This is a genomic window from Dysgonomonas sp. HDW5A (genome assembly GCF_011299555.1).
Lineage (GTDB): Bacteria > Bacteroidota > Bacteroidia > Bacteroidales > Dysgonomonadaceae > Dysgonomonas_A.
In genome coordinates, this window is sequence record NZ_CP049857.1 from 2,992,781 (window position 1) to 3,011,859 (window position 19,079).

Below are 19,079 nucleotides of genomic sequence, written 5' to 3' on the forward strand. Positions count from 1 at the left end.
TTTGTCCGAGAACAATTAATATATGTTTAGAGTTATATAATTAAAGATTAAATATCACATAAAAAACATAAAAATGGATATGAAAATGAATTGCAAATTAGCTATCGTAGCATTACTATCCTTCGTCGGGTTTACTGCTTCGGCACAGGATTATCCTGTAACATTCGGGGTCAAAGCCGGGGTTAATCTGATAAACATGGCCGGTGATATTACCGATACCGATACTAAGGTTGCTTTGCAGGGAGGTGTTACATTTGATTATGCCTTTAATCCTGCATTTTCTCTCATCAGTGGAGTAGAACTTACCACCAAAGGAGCTAAATACCACGGGACTACATTCAATGATTTTTTTGAAGATGGTTATCACGATGTGTTTGTAAATCTGAATATGATGTATTTGCAAGTACCTGTTTACGCAGCTTACAAAATGCAAGTAGCTTCTGATACGAAGTTCGTTTTTCAGACAGGACCCTATGTGGCCTATGGTATCGGAGGAAAAGCGACCATTAAAGATGGGGTAGAAAAGCAACAAGTAAATTCTTTTAGTACAGGAGTCATAAAAGAGTTTGACTTTGGTTTTGGAGTAGGTGCCGGAGTCGAATTTAGTCACTTGGTAGCAAAATTAGGTTATGAATTTGGAGTTATTAACGTAGTTGATTCGTATGTAGGTCGATTGCAGAATAGAAATGCATATTTGACTCTGGGATATCAATTCTGATACTTAGTCCATAGTATGCGTGCTTAATCTCAAAAAAGTATTAGAATCTGATAAAAAAACAAACTATTTATGAAAACTATTTACACATTTGGCATTGTCGCATTGATGTCTTTCTTCGGGTTTAGTGTATCTGCTCAGCATGTACTTCCTGTGAGATTTACTTTTGAGGGAGGTATCAACTTTTCTAACTCGTCATGGGATGCAGGAGATTTAGATAAAAAAGCGAGAGTTGGTTTTCAGGTGGGCATGATGGTCGAATATCCTGTTACAGATGCGTTTTATGTGCAATCGGGCTTGTCTTATACCCGGAAAGGTGCTAAAGTTGAAGGTTTTCGTCCCGAAGGTAGCGGTTACAGTGACTTGAATCGCGAAATAACTATGAATCAGATGTATATTCAGATTCCGCTTTACGCAGCTTATAAAATAGAAGTGATGCCTGGTACAAAGATTGTATTCAATGCCGGACCTTATATTGCACAAGGTATAGCAGGAACAAGTAAAGTGCCCGGTAAGGTGACATTCTGGAACGAAAATTATCTGGCTACCGGTGAGTTCAGTACTTTTGGTGGGCATGATTCTTTAAAGAGATTTGACTTTGGGTTGGGTACAGGAGCCGGAGTTGAGTTTGCAAGTGTAGTTCTTACATTACGATATGAGCTTGGTTTAACCGATATTGGGAAAAATGATTTGGATTATAAAAACCGCAATGCTGCTCTTACTTTAGGATATAAGTTTTGATTGAATAATCAGGCAATAAAAAAATAAGCCTCGACGATAAATAATCGTTGAGGCTTAATCTTTTTATACTTGTTCGATATCGAATCCTACCATCTCTACAGCGTCTATGATTTGCTGCACAGTTGCTCCGGAGGATTTTACTGTCAGAATTTTATCGGGGTTATCGGTATCTACCTTCCAGTTTTCGATACCTTGCACTTTCTCGATACTAGGTTTTACTTTTGCCACACAATTGTTACAATTGATGCTTGTTTTGAATTTTAATTCTTGTGTCATAATTTTTTTATTTAAGTGATTATTTTTATTTGGTTTAATATAAATGTTCTTTTTTTACTAACATTCATTTTACTGCGCGTAATCGAAGATTACTTGCATTCCTTTTGCCCAAATCCGCAAAAGGAATCAAAAAGGCTTTGTGCTGCGTGGCTCGCCTGTCTGACTTAAGCTTACAGGCTAAACTAAACCTACTGCCTGTCGGCACGTTTAGTTTTACGCCTGCTTCACTTGTCAGCCAACGGCTGTGCCACTGATGCACGGAGGCTGACGCTCCTGAAAATTTTTGTCCGTCAGGCTTTCCGACTTTTCTAGTTGCTTAATCTATCTATACGATAGTATGTTATCAGTTTTAATATATAATATTACCTTAATGCTTTATATTTAAGTATAAGGCTATTACTCACAACGCTAACGCTACTGAGTGCCATTGCTGCCCCTGCGATCATCGGATTGAGTAAAAATCCATTGAATGGATACAGTATACCTGCGGCAATCGGAATCGCTATAATATTATATATAAATGCCCAAAAAAGATTTTGTTTGATGGTACGGTTCGTTTGTTTCGACAATTTAATAGCTTGAGGTATCTTTGTCAGATCATTCGATATAATAGTCATTTTAGCAGTATCAATAGCTATATCGCTGCCTTGTCCCATGGCAATACCCACGTTGGCTTGCGCTAAAGCAGCACTGTCGTTGATGCCGTCACCCACCATGGCAACAATTTTACCCTTGGCTTGCATTTGTTTGATGAATTCGGTTTTATCGGCAGGAAGCAAGCCGGCTTTGTAATGACCTATGTTGGCTTGTCGGGCAATCGACTGAGCTGTTTGTTCATTATCCCCTGTTAGCATATATACTTCTATGCCCGATTTTTGCAGTTGGCTGATAGCTTCTATAGATGTTTGTTTAATTTTATCGGCTATGGCTATTATGCTCAACACTTGTTGTTCGTTACTAAATAGGATGACGGTATTTGCTTCATGCAGACGCTTGTCGATCCATTCCTTAGAAGTCGCATCCAGTGAAATATTAGCATTACTTATCAGTTTAAGATTGCCTATGTAATATTTTTCACCTTCGTACAGACCTACAATTCCTTGTCCGGTAATACTCTCTATTTGTATATTATTGATATACTTAGCTTCTTTGCTGAAGTGTGAACTTACAGCGTCTGCCAAAGGATGCTCCGATGACTTTTCGATGCTGAACAGTATGTTTTTTAGTAAATCGGTCGATTCGACATTCCATTTAATGTCTACTATTTGCGGTTTACCCTCGGTGATAGTTCCTGTTTTATCCAAGATAACAGTGTCTACTTTTTGGATGGTCTCCAAGCTTTCGGCATCCTTTATCAGAATTCCGTTTTCGGCACCTTTACCTATACCCACCATAATAGCCGTAGGTGTAGCCAATCCCAACGCACACGGACAAGCTATTACCAAGATGGTAACGAATGACAATAGGGCGTGAGTAAAAGCATTGTCACCACCAGCAACCATCCATACCACAAAGCAGAGTATAGCTATACCGATCACTATGGGAACAAATATTCCTGCAATTTTGTCCACCAGCTTTTGTACGGGAGCTTTGCTTCCTTGTGCATCCTGCACCATTTGTATGATCTGGGCAAGTAATGTACTGCTGCCTACTTTTTCGGCGGTGAATTGAAAACTGCCTTTTTGATTGATCGTTCCGGCAAATACCTTGTCGTCGGCTTTCTTTTCTACAGCAATAGGTTCTCCGGTGATCATACTTTCGTCAACGTATGACGATCCTTGTACCACTTTACCGTCTACAGCTATTTTTTCGCCCGGTTTTACCAATACTACATCTCCTATTTGTACTTGGGCGATGGGTATTTCGGATTGGGTTCCATCGGCAGTCAGGATAATTACCGTTTTGGGTTGTAAGCCTATCAGTTTTTTGATAGATGATGAGGTGTTTCCCTTTGCTTTTTCTTCGAGTAATTTACCTAACATCACAAAGGCTATCACTACTGCCGCAGCTTCGAAGTATACATCGGGGTGTAATCCTCTCGAATGCCAGAACTGTGGTACAAGAGTATTGAAAACACTGTATATATAAGCCGTTCCTGCACTTAGTGATACGAGTGTATCCATATTAAACGAGCGGTTCTTGGCCTGTTTATAGGCTCTGATAAAGAAACCTTTCCCAAAATAAAGTACTACAGGTGTTGCCAACAGCCACATAACGAAGTTACTGTATTGCAGATGCATCAATGCGGGAGTCATCCCAATTATAACCAAAGGGATACAGAATAGAATAGCTCCTGTAACTTTCTTTTTTAGGGCTTTGTAATTTTCTTCGTGTAAGTTGTCGAGTTTCTCGGTACTTTCGTCGCTTTCGTCTATTGCCAAATCATAGCCTGCACCTTGTAGGGCGGCTTTTAGTTTACTAGTATCGGTTTTGTCCGGATTGTATTCTATCTGGGCAGTTTCAGTTGCAAAGTTAACCGAGGCTGTTTCTACTCCTTCTTGCCGATTGAGTATTTTCTGGGCACTTGCTGCACAAGCTCCGCATGTCATGCCGAGTACGGGTAGAGTCTTTTTTATTATTTGAGTTTCCATTGTCTTTAATCTTTCATTTATTTTAAAACAAAGTAACAACAGATCAGGTTGTGTTATGTTACATAATTATGGATATGATTTATACCCCCGGAATGTGATACCTTTTTACTTCTATTTTGTGGAAGTAGTAATGTCTTTTTGGTATGATTAATGGTTGTTATTCGTCTAAATGATGTTTCTGATATCGAAAATATGGGTGTTTTTGTTTCAAAATTCGACAATTCGCTAAAATTTCATTTTTTTTGTCAATATTTTTTTATTCCATAAATAACAGATAGTCAGTGTTTAAGATTTTAAGCTTATTTTACTTAACATTTCTTTAATATTTAGACTGCAACGCATCAGGTTTTACTGAATCTTTTAATAGAAACATCCCGGGATTTTGGCGCAAGTGTGTGTCAAGAAGTTTTCGCACAATTGTGTAAGAAGTAAGAACATCAATTTTGTTTATTAAATCAATCAATCATGAAATTAAAAAAAGTAGTAAATCTTTTTCTTTTTACATTAATCTTAGGTTTGGGTGTTGCATCGTGTAGTAGTGATGATGATGACAAGAATAATCCATCGGATAATTTAGTAGTAAATGGTATTTGGAAGTTTTCTGAATTAACGGCTGATGTAGAGGCCAAAGATTCTTTATTAACCGATTCGGTAACTCATTACATTGATACTATTCAGGTGGCAACAAAACGTGTATATGTATTCAAATTAGATGGTACCTATGAGAATAACTCAGGAGTAGAGGGTGCTGAGGTTATAAAAGGAAAATACAAAGTGAGTGGTAATAAAATTATCTTAGATAATAAAACGGATGCAGCAATCTCTTATACTTTTGCGAGCGATACGCTAAAGGCTACAGAGGATGTAAAAGCCAGAGCAGCTGCTGATTTGAAGATCAATCCCGATTCAATAGCTAAGGCTAATAAAGTGGAGGTCTTTTATCGAATTTCCAGGTAATCAAAAAGGGAAAAAGCTGTCCTGTTTTATTGAGGACAGCTTTTTCTTTACTAAATCATTGAAGGTATCCTAGCAATAAGAGGCTCTGATACCTTATTTTATAGAAGTTATCTTTTTAAGATTTATATCAGGGCGTTTGTTTGTTTTAGGCCTTTTCAGTGGAGTATTGTACTCCGTATTCTGATCGAAGAACCCACAATTCTTTAAGAAAAACCTGTTGTTAACTTCACCTCCTGCATAATCGAGCCTCACTTGTGCTTTTGCGGTAGCGTCGTAAGTAAATGCAGCCTCACTGATTTCGATCCATTTACCTGTATGGGTAACTGCCCATTGATTGCCAAATAGAACCTCACGAGTAATATATCCCTGATTAGGTATAAAATTCTCAAGAAATGAGTAAGCATGGGTATACCATGTATCGGTTTGTGGACGCAGGAAGCTGGCTATCAATCGCCATTCTTTATCGTCGGTAGCATAAAAATAGGCTGTATATATCGTATTGCCTTTTCCATCGGGATAGATCCGTGTAAGAAATTTGTAAGTAGTACCTGCTTTCCACGAATATTTGAGATAGCTTTGACCTCCTGAGCCCTCATTGCCAAATTCGCCTATATGCACATCTTTACCCCTTTGCAATGTTTTGATTTGCTGATGTTCGGGAATCTCCTTCGGGTCTTGAGTATCAAACGGACTCCATACCGAGAATAAAACTCTGCGTTCGGTCTCCGAGTTTACCTGTATGCCAAAATAACCCTGTCCAAAACCATTTGCCATGTAATATGACCCTATCACATCGTTTCCGATAGGAACCGTTACTTCATTATAGAAATATTCAACAGTTTCTTTTTCAGGAAAAGGATATTTGAGGTGTACGGATGGACCTCTTCGACCGAAATAATAAGAAAAGTCGTGAACATAATTAGGAGCTGTTTCGAGTGCCGTACCGTCTATTACCAGATCGGATAGATCTGCGAAAAATTCACCGCTTTTGCTGATTCCCTGTAGATCTATTCTTAAATAACCGGGTCGATCTATTTCAAGAAGATTAACTACAGGTACAATTGTCCAGTCCTTACTCGATAAATTGACCGGATAACTTTTGCCTGCTATTGTTACCTGTATCTTGGTATCGGGTGCAAATGCTTTGGCTCTGAGCGAAAGGTTTATTTTGCCCTTTTGATTCATTCTGAACCAAGAGGATATAACCGTCTTCAGGCCTTTCCAGTTCGATACTCCATTATCTGAGATTTCGGCACCATCTACATGTTGAGTGATATACGCATTGCCTCCCAATGGAATGTTAATAGGAGCCGCTAGAGTAGTAAAGGCAGATAAGAATAGTAATACAGCTCCAAGGCTTAAATTTCGGATAAAATTAAGTTTGTTTTTTGTGTTCATTATAGTATAAGGTTTAAAGTTTAAGTTCGCAGAACTATTTATTATTTTGACAAGCAAAACAGCGATAGCTTATTATGCCTTTAAAATGTATCATTAAATATTTCTATTTACTTAATGGTAAAGATAGTAGTTTTAGAAATACCGATTCAATAGCTTCTTCTAATTATTTTCATGTGATGCAGCATTTCACTTATTTTGCATCTATCATTTATTACATTAACTTAAAAAATGAAAATACCTATGAAATTAAAACAAATCTTATCCTATCTGTTATTCGCATTAATCATTGGATTTACTTTTACGGCTTGCGATAGTGATGATGCTGACAGTCCAGTAGTGAGTGAATGGGAATTCACCGGATTTACTTTTAATGTACAAACTACGGATCCTAGCCTGAAGCAAAGTATACTTGATCTGCTTAAAAACTCTTCGTGGTCATCTGTCGGAACTTATACTTTTAAAGAAAATGGTACTTGTACGAGCCGTTTGACTCCTTGGTGTGGGACAGGTATGGAATATCCAAAGGATTTCTTTACTGAAGGAACATATAAATTGAAAGGTGACAGCATTTATTTAGACGGGCGTAATGTTGCCTATCAGTTTTTTAAAGGCGATAGCCTTTATGCTTATGGATTCGGAAATAAACAAGAAATTGCCGAATACCTGAAGATTGATGTTGCGAAGATTATTCGTGCCGAGACCATGCTTGTATATAAAAAAGTGAAGTGAAATACTGCAAATACGATTTGCTTTATCTGATAAATAAAAAGCTGCTCTTTACGGGAGCAGCTTTTGTTATATAATTTAGTTTTTATCATTCGATTATTTATCGCCAACCAATGCACCCGAAATACACCAGTAACTACGACTCGATCCTTCGGGGTCACCTACCGGAATAGCTACTTTAAGTTGATGTTCGCCTGCTTTAATGTCCCCAATGTGAACATAAACCGGATAGCTAACCATTCCCGGACACCATCCCGAACGGCTAAGATCGGAAGACGAAAGTCCATTCGAGAAATTACCCGAAGCAGGATTCAGTTCTCGGTAGCTGCCGCAGTCTTCACGCCATGGAGTATAAGCTATGATGCGGTTATTATCCAGAAAAAGTTCGTTCAGCTTAGGGTTAAACTCATCGCCGCCGCCCCAGCCTCCATGACCGGTAGAGATGTAACGAATGTAAGCATTTTTCAGATCGGTATCGGTCTTGAAAGTAACAGTCAGCGAATCGTTACGAAACATTCCTTCGGGATAAGCCTGTCCTGCCATTTCCATAATATTTACTGTTGCAAATAATGGATACACTTCTTTTGGTTCTTTCTTTTCGTTTGGATAATATTTGATTTTAAGAGAAACATTATGTCCTTTTTCCGCATAATTTCCGATCCAAGTACCTACCCATACTTCGCCTTTCAATTCTTTGGCGTAATCGGTAATCTCTTGCTTGAATACTACCGAGTCGGGCCAATTATAATCGGCAACTTGTATATGATTAAATCCTTTGACACCAAAAGACGTATAAAAGCGCATCAATTCGAGAGGAGGTAGGTAATCGTTGGTCACTGTCATCCCTTCGTACTTTGTACCCTGCTTGTCGGTATATTGAGGAAGTGCCTCTTTTCCTTTCAACAGACCATCTAAGAAAGATTGTTTGCGGTTAGTTGGTACAATAAATACCGATCCCGTGCGGTCGTATGCATCACCTTCGGAATGCTGAGATAGTTCTGCGAAAATAGAGTAGTCCGCATTATCGGCAGGCAATGTAACCTTTTTCAGTACAATAGAACCGTTGGCAAACTGAAGTACTTCTGTTGTATTTACATCATTCGGTTTAGGAATGTCTCTAAAGTAAATGCTTTGCTTATCGAATACATTTACCGATATTACTTTGCTTTGCTGTATCTTGTAATTATAAGCAGGAGCAGATAACTGAGAGCCCGTAAGAGAGGGGAGTAGGTTTGTTTCCTCTTTCAGAAGCTCTACTTTTGTGGCTTTTTCTTCACGTTGTCCGTTGCGTACAATTTTCAGAACAACACCTTCGGGTATAGCCGTACCCGGTTGCATCGAACCCATAACGCCCAATTCGGTAGTATACCATATTTCGAGCCTATTTGAGTTGATACTTGCTGTTACTTTTTTACAATTATATCCTGCTATTTTTTCGGTTTCAGGTTGAGGGGTAAGACCTTCATTGATTGTGAAAGTTCGTATTGTATAAATGGTTTCTCCACCATTTAATTGAGCAACTTTTATTTCTTTATTATTGATATAATCGAGATAAATGTTCTGAATCACATCATCTTTTTCCTGACGGGTAGATGTTGAGTTAATCCTTGCAACATTGTCGGATATCTCCATCACCGTTGTCAGCGTAGAATCGGGTTTATTATTAAAACTGATTTGGTACGTAATTCGTACGGTTTTAAAATCTTTTTTATCTTTAGCTTCTATTTGAATAACGAGACTTAGAAGCAGTAAGAGTAACAGGCTTTTTTTCATTAGATTTAATTGAATGAGAGTTCTAGTTATTTATACAAAAATATGAATATTCTATTGACGATAAAAAGAAATTGTATAACAATTCTAATACAATAATCCAGTACTATGAAGAAATTTTGTTTTATTTTCGGTTTACTTGTCTTGGCTGTCATTAAATTATCGGCTCAAGATAATGATCTTACCTCCAAATCGTTTTTTAATGTGGGTTTGTGGTATAGATTATCTACCAATGGCGAATTAACTGATTCGACTACCAATAATGTTTCTCTGGCTTTGGTTTCGAGTATCAATAAAAATACCAATGGGTTTTCGTTTTCACTTTTTAATATCGTGAGATCGTCGATGAAGGGCGTACAAGTTGGTCTGTATAATGAAACGCAAGCTTTGTCGGGTTTGCAGCTTGGGGGATTTAATAAAGCGAAAGTAATGCGAGGGATGCAAATTGGTGTAGGTAATGGTACCATGTCCGGCAACGGAGTACAAATAGGCTTTTTTAATGGAGCTCAGCAAATGTCAGGTGTACAAGTGGGATTTTTTAATGAGTCAAAGAAAATATCAGGTGTGCAAATAGGTCTTGTAAATAGTGCCGAGCATAACGATTTTCCGGTTGGGCTCATTAATATCATAAACGATGGGGAAATAGCTGTTGGGCTTACTGTAGATGATATGGCTGTTACTTTGGCTTCTTTTCGTTCGGGCGGTAAATATTTGTATGGAATTGTTGGATTAGGATATAATTTCGATTCGCCTCATCATCATATGGTATTAGAAGGTGGTCTGGGTTTGCATATACCTTTTTCCGGAAAATTTAGATTCAACACAGAATTAATTGCTGATGTGATGAGTAAAACAAATATTAAAGTAAATTGGGGGGGCGAGAAAGATGACAAAGATGATGACTATGATTATAAAGAAGCTTATCGTTATGCAATTCGCTTTATGCCATCCTATAAGATAAGTCGCAAAATAGAGGTTTTTGGAGGACCTTCAATTAATTATCTTACGACCCGTTCATTAGATAATGAGGCTTTGTTTCCTACGCATCGTATCTGGAAAAAGTTTGATTCTTCTTCTTTTAAACAGATCTATTGGGGATGGACATTTGGTTTGCAATATAAATTGTGATAGTGAGGATATGAAAAGTAAACGGTATTATTAGAAGCATAATCGCGATTGTTTTTTATACTTTTGTTTTTAATTAAAATAGTTTTATCTTTGTCCTTGTAAAATAACTCTTTACGCAAATAATGACAGCAGAATTAACAACCATATTTTTTTACAATACCTTAAAATTTAACTATTTGAGTTTGGATATGTGTGTTGAAATGTTAGAGAGAGAGAGAGAGAGAGAGAGAGAGAGAGAGAGAGAGAGAGAGAGTAATATATAATCCCTCCTCGTATTTAAAATATTACTTTTCCCTAAAATATTCAAGTAAAATTATTTTTTCATCATATGCATTGCTTCTTTTTGACGCAATGTTTTCCCTTTTTGAATATTCCTCAATTAAATTTAATAATCTTAGTGTTGCCGATAAAGCCTTTCGTGTAGGGAGTTTCTTTATTTGTTGTCGTTTAAAACCGTCACGATTAAAGGCTTGTCTATGGCAAAACTATATCTGGCAGTGGTGTGTAGTGATTACATGCTACTGCCTTTTTTATGTTTATAGACCAACATTAACTAATATATTACTTATAAATTAAAAACGATGATGATGAGTAAAAGGTTTTTTTTATTGATTCTGATTTCAGCTTTATTTAGCACTCTCTATGCTCAGGTGGGTGTTAATACTGAAAGTCCTAATGCATTAACAGAACTCGATGTTCGGAATATTGTAAATGGCACAGATACGATTCCCAAAGGAATTGTAATCCCTCGTTTGCGTACTATTCAGAGAGACCAGATCGATATTTCTGATGTGAATTTAGGGAATGGTGTAATGATTTATAATATCGATGAAGATTGTTATAATTATTACAATAAAATAGAGGGCGAATGGAAAAGTATCTGTGGTAAAATAGGTAAAGCAACCTTTACTATCGACTGTTCAGCTCTGAAAGTAGTCGGTGAATACAAAAACGGACAGGAATTGGGAGGAGCCAACTATCTCTCCATTGCAGTTACGGTAACTAAACCCGGAACATACTCAATTACAGCAACAGTAACCGATCCGGTCAATGAAAATGGATATTATTTCACAGCTTCGGGCGAATTTCTATCTAATGGAACATATACTATAATGGTTCCGGGTATGGGAACACCTATCAATTATACAACTCCTAACTTCGATAATTTTACGGTCGCTCTTAATGGAGTTCGTGCCAATGGAGATGATAGTGCCTGTACATTTAATGTGGAAGTGAAAAATTCGGCAATAAGACCTCGCTATACAATGAACTGCTCGGGAACTAAAGTATACGGTGAGTATTATGAAGATGTACAGCTTGATGCATCCAATTATATTGAAGTTGTACTTAATGTCGAGCCAACTTCGTATGGAGCTACTTACGAAATAGAAACGAGTGAGGTAGATGGTATAAAATTCAAAGGCAGCGGAATATTAAATGCTTCACCTCAGGTGGTGAGGTTGTATGGTGAAGGCACTCCCTATAGTACCAATGATAAGCGATTATATATCAAGTCGAACAGCGAGTCTTCTACTGCTACATGTGTGGCTACAGTATATATTATCATTCCTCAAAAAAGGGTAATGACTATCGGAACAAGTGCTGATTACGGATATAATTTAGGACGTGTGGGATCGGCTTCCAATACAATGTTGACAGACTTGAATAACTTCGGTCCCTATCCGCATAGCATTATAAGATATTCCGGTTTTAAGAATGCCGGAACAGCGTATGACAGTAACCGAAAAACATCGGGTAATAATACCGGATCTATTGTGACTTTTTGGGATGCCGATTTAGCTTCCGCATCGAGTGATGCCATGTTTAGTAATTATTTACTCGGTACAAATGGTTATACCAAAGTCGATATCGTTACAATCGGTTATGCTTGGAATGGTATAAATGACAATAAAGCACAGGCTCTTGTTGATTTTCTCAATGCCGGAGGAATTGTTCTAATGTTTTGTGAAGAACCGGCATCCAATAGAACATTCTTGAGAAAATTATTTAATAAATCAGATATCGATATCTCAGCCGGAGGCCCTCCGGGATCTATTTATAGATATGCTAGTATTACCGATCCTATATTAAACGGTCCTTTTGGGAATTTGACGGGATTGACTTGGGGAGAGGATGCATCTACAACCTATTATGCTACCAATCTGCCTTTGGAGGAGGTTACTCTTTATTCATCTAATCAGAATATATCCGGAGCGGGGGCATCCTCTACTTTGGTTGAGAACTCTGCTACAGCATTCCGACACAATACACTTCCCTTTGTTTGGGTTGGAGACGGAGGTTTTAATTCCAATAATACATCTACGGCAGCATCAACCATTTGTCCTTTTAAATTGACTTCAAAAACAATCAGCGGACAGGTTTATGCAAACTTTCCTTCGTATCGTGCCCGATTTGGCCCTACTGCGGCAACACAGACATGGAATGTTTATAATGCTATATTTACGGCAAATTCTATGGCATGGTGTATAAAAAGAGCTGAAGAGTTGAAAAGAGCTCAAAAAGAGCAATAATAAATAGAATATATTTTTGCAAAATAGAGCCACGCAACAATTGTATTGCGTGGCTTTACTTTTTTCACGAAAACATATTGCCTTTGTATCTTTAGAATACCTTTCCTCATGATTTACTAAAGTCAGTAGGCAGTACAATTGGTTTTATCTTTTTATCTTTTCCTCATTGGCACACTCTCTGAATTCGGAAGGACTCATACCAAACTTCTCTTTAAACAATTGCGAAAAAGTATTCCTATTCTTAAATCCCGCTTCAGTATATACTTCTTTGATCAGTATATTGTCTTCATTTAATAATAAATCTCGCGCATAATCAATTCTGAAATTATTGATAAACTCATTGAAACTCATATTAGCATTATTTGATATAGCATCGATGATATACTGTCTGTTTGTTCCCAGTTCTTTAGCTAATGATTCGCGCGAGATCGCCGAATCTGTATATTGCCTGGATGTTTGCAGATATTCAATAATTCGTAAATAGAGAGTCTGTTCAGTATTTTCTGATATTTCTTCTTGTGATGCTTCCTCTTTCCTGTTTATTACAAAAGGTATAGTAGATGATTGATTCTTCTGTTGTTTAAATAAGAGTTGGTTTTTTTTCTTTAATTTTCTGTTGGTTACCACAAAATAGATGAGGAGAATGGCAGAGATAAAAATAATGATACTGGTGCTTATTGCTATAATTCTGACTTTCGACTCGCTATTTTCTTTGGCTTGCTGTGCTTTGTCTACTTCAAAAGTAGCCCATAAAGAACTGACTTCTTTATCGGTATTTGCTCGGTTTATGGAGTCGGTAAAGTGTAGCTGATCTTTAAGTGCGGAGTTGGCTTCTTTATAATTACCCAGCTTTTCATTAATTAGAGCCTCCCATTTAGGGGTATTCTTATAATCTGGAGTCAAAGCAAAAGGAATTGCCAGTTCCTTATTTTTATTCAAATATTCCATTGCTTTAGCATAGTCTCCTTTTTGATAGTTATAAACCATATTTACCCAGTTTTTTTGAGCTAAAAACTGGTCTCTTGCATTGTCCGGATAGCCTAATATTTTTGCCTTTGGAAAAATTGCTTCCAGTTTTCCGAGCATTACTAGTGCTTGTTCAAATTTTTTTGTTGATGAATAAGCAACCGATGTCATTGCATAAAAGTCTATCAAAGCCAGATTATAGAAATTTGATCCAAGTTCGGGTTGAAATTTATCGGGAATATTGTGGGTATATGAGAGGATTGAGTCACAATATACCAAGCTGTTTTGAAAATCACCCAGTATATAATAGCTTTCTGCAATTTCCGAAGCAATACATACTTTCAGTTCAAATGCAAGTTTGTGTGTATTTGCTTGATTTAGACCTGTCTTTCCGGACTCGATTGCCTGTTTGTGATTACCTGTAGTTCTGTAGATTTGTACCAATCTCAGATATGTCCAGAGGTTATCATTGAGTTTTCTAATCGAATTATATTCGATATTCTGTTTTAGCGTATGAATAGCAAGTTCTGAATAGCTATTATTAGAGCACCAAGCAACAAAATGTCCTCGTAGTGAATTGATGAGTAGCGTAACGTCTTCATGACTGTTTAAGTATTGATTATCAGATTTCTTGAAATAATAATATATACTATCCAGATTATTGGGGGATGTATCTTTATACATGTATTTGTACATGAGTATCTGATATTCTTCTCCAAATAATTTTTTCTGATTGAAGAACTCAGCCATAGCATCATATTCACGTGATTTATTAGCCATTGTCATCATCGAGATTTTCAGTTTCTGATCAAGTTTTAATAAATTCTTATTACATGAGTCTATCTTGGATATTAAAGCTTCCTTCATTTGAAGTACATCTTGAGACTGGGCAACAATAGAGAATGGTATAAATGATAAGAAAAACAAGGTTAAGATTAAACCTCTTTTTGTTTTGATATTCATAATAACTAAACTTTGTTTGCTTTTTTGTTGGTTCGATACAAAATTATCCCAATTACCTCTCTTTTCCCTAAAAATTTATTCTTATTAAGGATTTTTGCGTATAGATGACATGGTTTTGCATATGAATGACATCTGTTTGAGTAATATGAAATATTTTTGTGCCTGGTTTTCTTGGGCTTATGTTTTAGTCTGGGGATAAACGATAAACGACACTAATTTAGACAACATTATAAAAGGGAAGTAATTAATCGCTGCTAAACAAAATATCTTCTTTGTGGTATATTAATTAACAATTAGGCATATTGTTAATCCGTTTAGCGCTTAATCTGCAAAATAAATTTACTGACTTATGCACCATATTATATCGGAAATGCCTTGTATTACTTTATTGGATTATTGTTTAGGGATATTTCTTTATTGTTGTCGTTCCCCATTTTCCCTCAAATCCAATAAGCTGCAATTGTATTATATGCAGCAAGGTTCAGAGATTGCACTTTGCTGTATACCGGTATAACTTAACTAACTAACATGAAATGATAATGAAAAAAAAGCTTTTAATCTTGATAGGACTTTTTGCCTTTAGCTTACTACAGGCACAAGTAGGTATCAATACAACGGTTCCCTACACAAAAAGTGTATTCCATATTGATGGAAAAGGTAATAACGTATCGGCGGGCACTGTTTCTCCAGCTGAAGCTGCCGATGATATTGTTATTGATAGCAAGGGCAATATGGGGGTTGGAGCTGTTAATCCTACAACGAAGTTGCATATAGATGCCACACAAGGAAGTCTCAAAGCTATTCGAATTGCCGATGGGTCGGAAGGCCCCAATCAGTATTTGTTTTCTGATTTTGAGGGAAAGGTTACTTGGAAGCCTAAACCGATGCCTCAAGGAGTAGTTTACTATACGAAAACGCCCCAAACGTTTACGAAAGGTGTTTTTACGAAAGCACTTGTAGAGGTAAATTCCGAGAACAACACTGATATCATTATACCTTATGAGGGGAGTTATATAATAACAGTACGTTGGTGGGGGTCAGTATCTATTGCGGAGAATACTACTACAGGAGAATATCGAATTGTGCCCGGAGAATTGGAATTGCATCGAAAACGGAATGGAATCTCTACTCTAGTCGATAATACTGTAATATACACACCTGTTCAAGATCAAGGGGCAACCGGCAGTTCTCGTATGACATTCACAACAAGTTTGTTTGCATCTGGCTTAGAAGCCGGAGATATTCTGGAGGTATATGTAAGACCAACCGGACCTAATGATTGGACTGTTGGAGCTGGGCTGACTTCGGATCAACAGGGTATGGTTGTTTATTACCCCAGTATTATGGTGTATAATATTTAAAAAAAAAAAGCTGATGATGAAGAAAAATATAATATTACAAGTTTGTATATGGATGGTTGTGATGTCCGTATTTTCACAAGTTTCTATCAATACACAAAACCCAAAAGGAGTTTTTTATATAGATGCCTCTGCAGATAATAATAGTGCTTCTGCAGACCGATTCGGAAATGATGTAATGGTTGATACTAACGGTTCGCTTGTAATAGGGCAGAATACTGCTACTCCTGCGGGTAAGGCGAAGGTTGACATAACTTCTTCGGAGCCTTACGGGGCTATGCGTTTTCAGGATGGGAACGAAGCCGAAGGTATGGTATTATTTGGAGACAAAGATGGATATGCAAGTTGGGGAATGATGAAAGGAAGTGGAGGATATATGGAATCTGTTGTAGCCCCGATAGGAATTATGGCGTCAAGAGTAAACTATCCATTGTGGTTTACTTTGTATAGAAACTACATTCCTGTTTTAGACGATGGTAATTATTTGGTAATGATTCGTTCTGCAATGACTTATACAGGAACTCCTATTCGAATGAGCGGTTATTTCTATTTATGTAAAAATGATCCGAATCCGGCTACCTCTGCTATAGATACTTATGAGTTTTATACAAATGTAATTGATAAACAAAAATTTTCAGTCTATACTGTACTTCGGGCAATAAATGTAAAAGCTGATGATAAACTGTATGTGGTTACAAGTCCTCAATCTGTAGGTATCTCATGGATTATGGATTTGTCTGCAACACAGGTGTTTGTGTATCGTGTATAATCATAAAAAATAAAAACGATGAATAAAATTTTATTAATACTGTTAAGTATAAGCTGTGGGTCTGTATTGGTTTATGGGCAAATTGGTATTAATACAGAATTTCCTTTGGGCATATTTCATGTAGATGGTGGGCGAGATAACACATCACTTATCCCCTCTGAAACACAGGAAGCAAATGATGTTGTAGTAACAGCTGCCGGTAATTTGGGCATAGGCACAAAAGCTCCTATTGTTAAAGTTGATTTAAAAAAAGATCCGTTATCAACAGTGTCGTCGCTTCGTATTCAAGATATCTCGGGGTTGTTGGAGAATAAAGTGCTAGAGTCTGGTACTGACGGAATAGCTTTCTGGTCGCAGCAACCTCCATCTATCACGAAAACATATGCGGCTATACCGGCCCAAAAGTTTATAACTCGTGTGCGTGCTCGTCTAGTAACAGACTCTGATATGGTAATACCTCAGAATGGAAAATATTTGCTCACATTGCGCTGGTGGTCATATTATAGATGGGATAATAGTCCATCTAAAAAGGTAAGTATATATGTGTACGTAGTTAAGCGCGGGAAAACAGGGGATCTGGATCAAATTGAATATTATTTGTTGGCAAATCAGAATCAGGTAATAACTTTTACAACCTCTCTGTATTTGGGAGATTGCATAGCGGGCGAAATAATAGATGTTGAGATATTTCCCTCTATCGGAGGTTCTGGTGGAGATGGGCAAGTCCATTATGAACTGTATGGTAACGCTACTCGTCCCGATCTGATGCCTCAAGTTATTTTATATTCTATTTAAGCTAAATTTTAACAAAAAAAAGGAACAAGGTCACATTAAGTTATCGTATAGTGTGACCTTATTTTAGTGCGTAGATAGAATGGAGAGGATTTGCTCTCATAAATTTATATTACTCTTATTTTAACGATAAAATTGAACTTTGACTTTTTATAAATTTTAGGTTAAATAGTTCTTTAATCTAATAATATTCATATCTTTGCAAAGTATGAATGCGAGATATTTAGTATAAATGACAACAAAATTAACAAACATAATTACTGATAATAATCTAAATTTTAACTATTTAGGTTTGGTTATGTGCGTTGAAATATTAGAGAGAGAGAGAGAGAGAGAGAGAGAGAGAGAGAGAGAGAGAGAGTAATATCTAATCCCTTCTCGTATTTAAAATACTACTTATTTTTTAAATTTTCAGGCAGAGTTATCTGTCTTTTTCTATTATTGTGTTTAAAGTACGCTATGTATTATTCTTTAGAACATTTTCCCCATAAATATATGGATAGTTGTTTAGGCAAACGCTTTCGTTCAGCCGGTTTGTTTTGTTGTTGTCGTTCAAAATCGGCACGAAACATCCGTTTACCTATGTCACAACTATGTCCGCAGTAGCATGTAGTGATTACATGCTGCTGCTTTTTATTTTCGAACTAACTAATATCGAACTAACTAAATAATAAATGATGACGACAATGAAAAACTGTTTTTTCTTAATTTTTATTCTCCTGAGCATAGGCATATGCCAATCGCAGGTGGGGATTAATACGAAAAGCCCGTTTGGAGCTTTTCACATTGACCCTAATTCAAATACAGGAGGCACGTCATCATCGCCCACCAACGATAGCGATGATGTAATTGTTGATATGAAAGGTAATGTAGGAATCGGAACGGCCAATCCCACCGCATCTTTGGATTTGAGAGGAACTATTCGGATTAATGATGGCACACAAGGCAGTGGTAATATTTTCACTACCGACGGAACAGGATTAGGATATTGGGATTCCGAATTTAAGTTTAAGATCATAAGTGGCACTATCTCTAATGGAATTTTATTAGGAGTAGGCTGGTCTGTCGTTAGTTCTCAACCACTGACAATAACTGCCGGAAAATGGTTGCTGAGTGCGCGGATTGTGACCAAAAACTCAACCGAATCGAGCTATTATAAATGGGTGCAGATTTACGATAAAACCTCAGCCGTGGCAATCAATGCAGCAGGAGCACGCCCCTCATACGACAGCTCTTTGTACTGTGTTGTTCAAACAGCAGGGGTTGTAGAGGTTGCTGTGGGGCAGACTAAACAAATAGAGCTGCATGCACAAAATCACTCCTTATTTGCTTCCACTTCGGGTGGTATCGGAGGCTCATATCTGTATGCAATAAAATTGATGTAATAATAAAGAAAGA

15 protein-coding genes are annotated in these 19,079 nt (G+C 37.1%); 10 read left to right on the top strand and 5 right to left on the bottom strand.

Annotation, left to right across the window (positions count from 1 at the left end; translation table 11 throughout):
- The first annotated feature begins 85 nt into the window (after positions 1 to 85).
- Together G7050_RS12500 and G7050_RS12505 are read left to right on the top strand one after the other, a co-directional pair.
- A complete protein-coding gene (locus G7050_RS12500) occupies positions 86 to 718 on the top strand; it encodes a porin family protein (RefSeq protein WP_166115859.1) in 633 nt (210 codons plus the stop codon).
- Between the two features lie 69 nt (positions 719 to 787).
- Positions 788 to 1,456, top strand: a complete 669-nt coding sequence (locus G7050_RS12505) for a porin family protein (protein WP_166115861.1) — start codon at positions 788 to 790, stop codon at positions 1,454 to 1,456.
- Between the two features lie 63 nt (positions 1,457 to 1,519).
- On the opposite strand, the gene G7050_RS12510 is transcribed toward G7050_RS12505, so the two are convergent.
- Together G7050_RS12510 and G7050_RS12515 are read right to left on the bottom strand one after the other, a co-directional pair.
- Positions 1,520 to 1,732 (bottom strand): heavy-metal-associated domain-containing protein, encoded by a 213-nt coding sequence (locus G7050_RS12510; RefSeq protein ID WP_166115863.1) that lies wholly within the window; start codon positions 1,730 to 1,732, stop codon positions 1,520 to 1,522.
- 362 nt (positions 1,733 to 2,094) lie between these two features.
- A complete protein-coding gene (locus G7050_RS12515; RefSeq protein WP_166115865.1) occupies positions 2,095 to 4,323 on the bottom strand; it encodes a cation-translocating P-type ATPase in 2,229 nt (742 codons plus the stop codon).
- A gap of 465 nt (positions 4,324 to 4,788) precedes the next feature.
- Here G7050_RS12515 and G7050_RS12520 point away from each other — a divergent pair, with 465 nt between their 5' ends.
- Positions 4,789 to 5,280 carry a hypothetical protein gene (locus tag G7050_RS12520; RefSeq protein ID WP_166115867.1) on the top strand — a complete coding sequence of 164 codons (492 nt, stop codon included), beginning with the start codon at positions 4,789 to 4,791 and terminating at the stop codon, positions 5,278 to 5,280.
- A gap of 93 nt (positions 5,281 to 5,373) precedes the next feature.
- Here G7050_RS12520 and G7050_RS12525 read toward each other — a convergent pair whose 3' ends face one another.
- Entirely contained in the window at positions 5,374 to 6,678 is a 1,305-nt protein-coding gene (locus G7050_RS12525; RefSeq protein WP_166115869.1) for a DUF3472 domain-containing protein, read from the bottom strand.
- 240 nt (positions 6,679 to 6,918) lie between these two features.
- Here G7050_RS12525 and G7050_RS12530 point away from each other — a divergent pair, with 240 nt between their 5' ends.
- Positions 6,919 to 7,407 carry a hypothetical protein gene (locus G7050_RS12530; RefSeq protein WP_166115871.1) on the top strand — a complete coding sequence of 163 codons (489 nt, stop codon included), beginning with the start codon at positions 6,919 to 6,921 and terminating at the stop codon, positions 7,405 to 7,407.
- Between the two features lie 93 nt (positions 7,408 to 7,500).
- Here G7050_RS12530 and G7050_RS12535 read toward each other — a convergent pair whose 3' ends face one another.
- Positions 7,501 to 9,177, bottom strand: a complete 1,677-nt coding sequence (locus G7050_RS12535) for a PNGase F N-terminal domain-containing protein (RefSeq protein WP_166115873.1) — start codon at positions 9,175 to 9,177, stop codon at positions 7,501 to 7,503.
- Between the two features lie 105 nt (positions 9,178 to 9,282).
- On the opposite strand from G7050_RS12535, the gene G7050_RS12540 reads away from it, so the two are divergent.
- Both G7050_RS12540 and G7050_RS12545 read left to right on the top strand, forming a co-directional pair.
- Complete coding sequence (locus G7050_RS12540; RefSeq protein WP_166115875.1) at positions 9,283 to 10,302, top strand: LA_2272 family surface repeat-containing protein; 1,020 nt, start codon at positions 9,283 to 9,285, stop codon at positions 10,300 to 10,302.
- A 587-nt stretch (positions 10,303 to 10,889) separates the two neighbouring features.
- A complete protein-coding gene (locus tag G7050_RS12545) occupies positions 10,890 to 12,833 on the top strand; it encodes a hypothetical protein (protein WP_166115877.1) in 1,944 nt (647 codons plus the stop codon).
- A gap of 144 nt (positions 12,834 to 12,977) precedes the next feature.
- Here the strand turns inward: G7050_RS12545 and G7050_RS12550 are convergent, their stop codons facing one another.
- Positions 12,978 to 14,762 (bottom strand): helix-turn-helix domain-containing protein, encoded by a 1,785-nt coding sequence (locus G7050_RS12550; protein ID WP_166115879.1) that lies wholly within the window; start codon positions 14,760 to 14,762, stop codon positions 12,978 to 12,980.
- Between the two features lie 539 nt (positions 14,763 to 15,301).
- On the opposite strand from G7050_RS12550, the gene G7050_RS12555 reads away from it, so the two are divergent.
- The 4 genes from G7050_RS12555 to G7050_RS12570 all read left to right on the top strand — a co-directional run bounded on the left by G7050_RS12555 (position 15,302) and on the right by G7050_RS12570 (position 19,066).
- Positions 15,302 to 16,123, top strand: a complete 822-nt coding sequence (locus tag G7050_RS12555; RefSeq protein ID WP_166115881.1) for a hypothetical protein — start codon at positions 15,302 to 15,304, stop codon at positions 16,121 to 16,123.
- Between the two features lie 13 nt (positions 16,124 to 16,136).
- On the top strand, positions 16,137 to 16,889 hold the full coding sequence (locus G7050_RS12560; protein WP_166115883.1) for a hypothetical protein: 753 nt from the start codon (positions 16,137 to 16,139) through the stop codon (positions 16,887 to 16,889).
- An 18-nt stretch (positions 16,890 to 16,907) separates the two neighbouring features.
- Positions 16,908 to 17,684, top strand: a complete 777-nt coding sequence (locus G7050_RS12565) for a hypothetical protein (RefSeq protein ID WP_166115885.1) — start codon at positions 16,908 to 16,910, stop codon at positions 17,682 to 17,684.
- A gap of 683 nt (positions 17,685 to 18,367) precedes the next feature.
- Complete coding sequence (locus tag G7050_RS12570) at positions 18,368 to 19,066, top strand: hypothetical protein (protein ID WP_166115887.1); 699 nt, start codon at positions 18,368 to 18,370, stop codon at positions 19,064 to 19,066.
- The last annotated feature ends 13 nt before the right edge of the window (positions 19,067 to 19,079 follow it).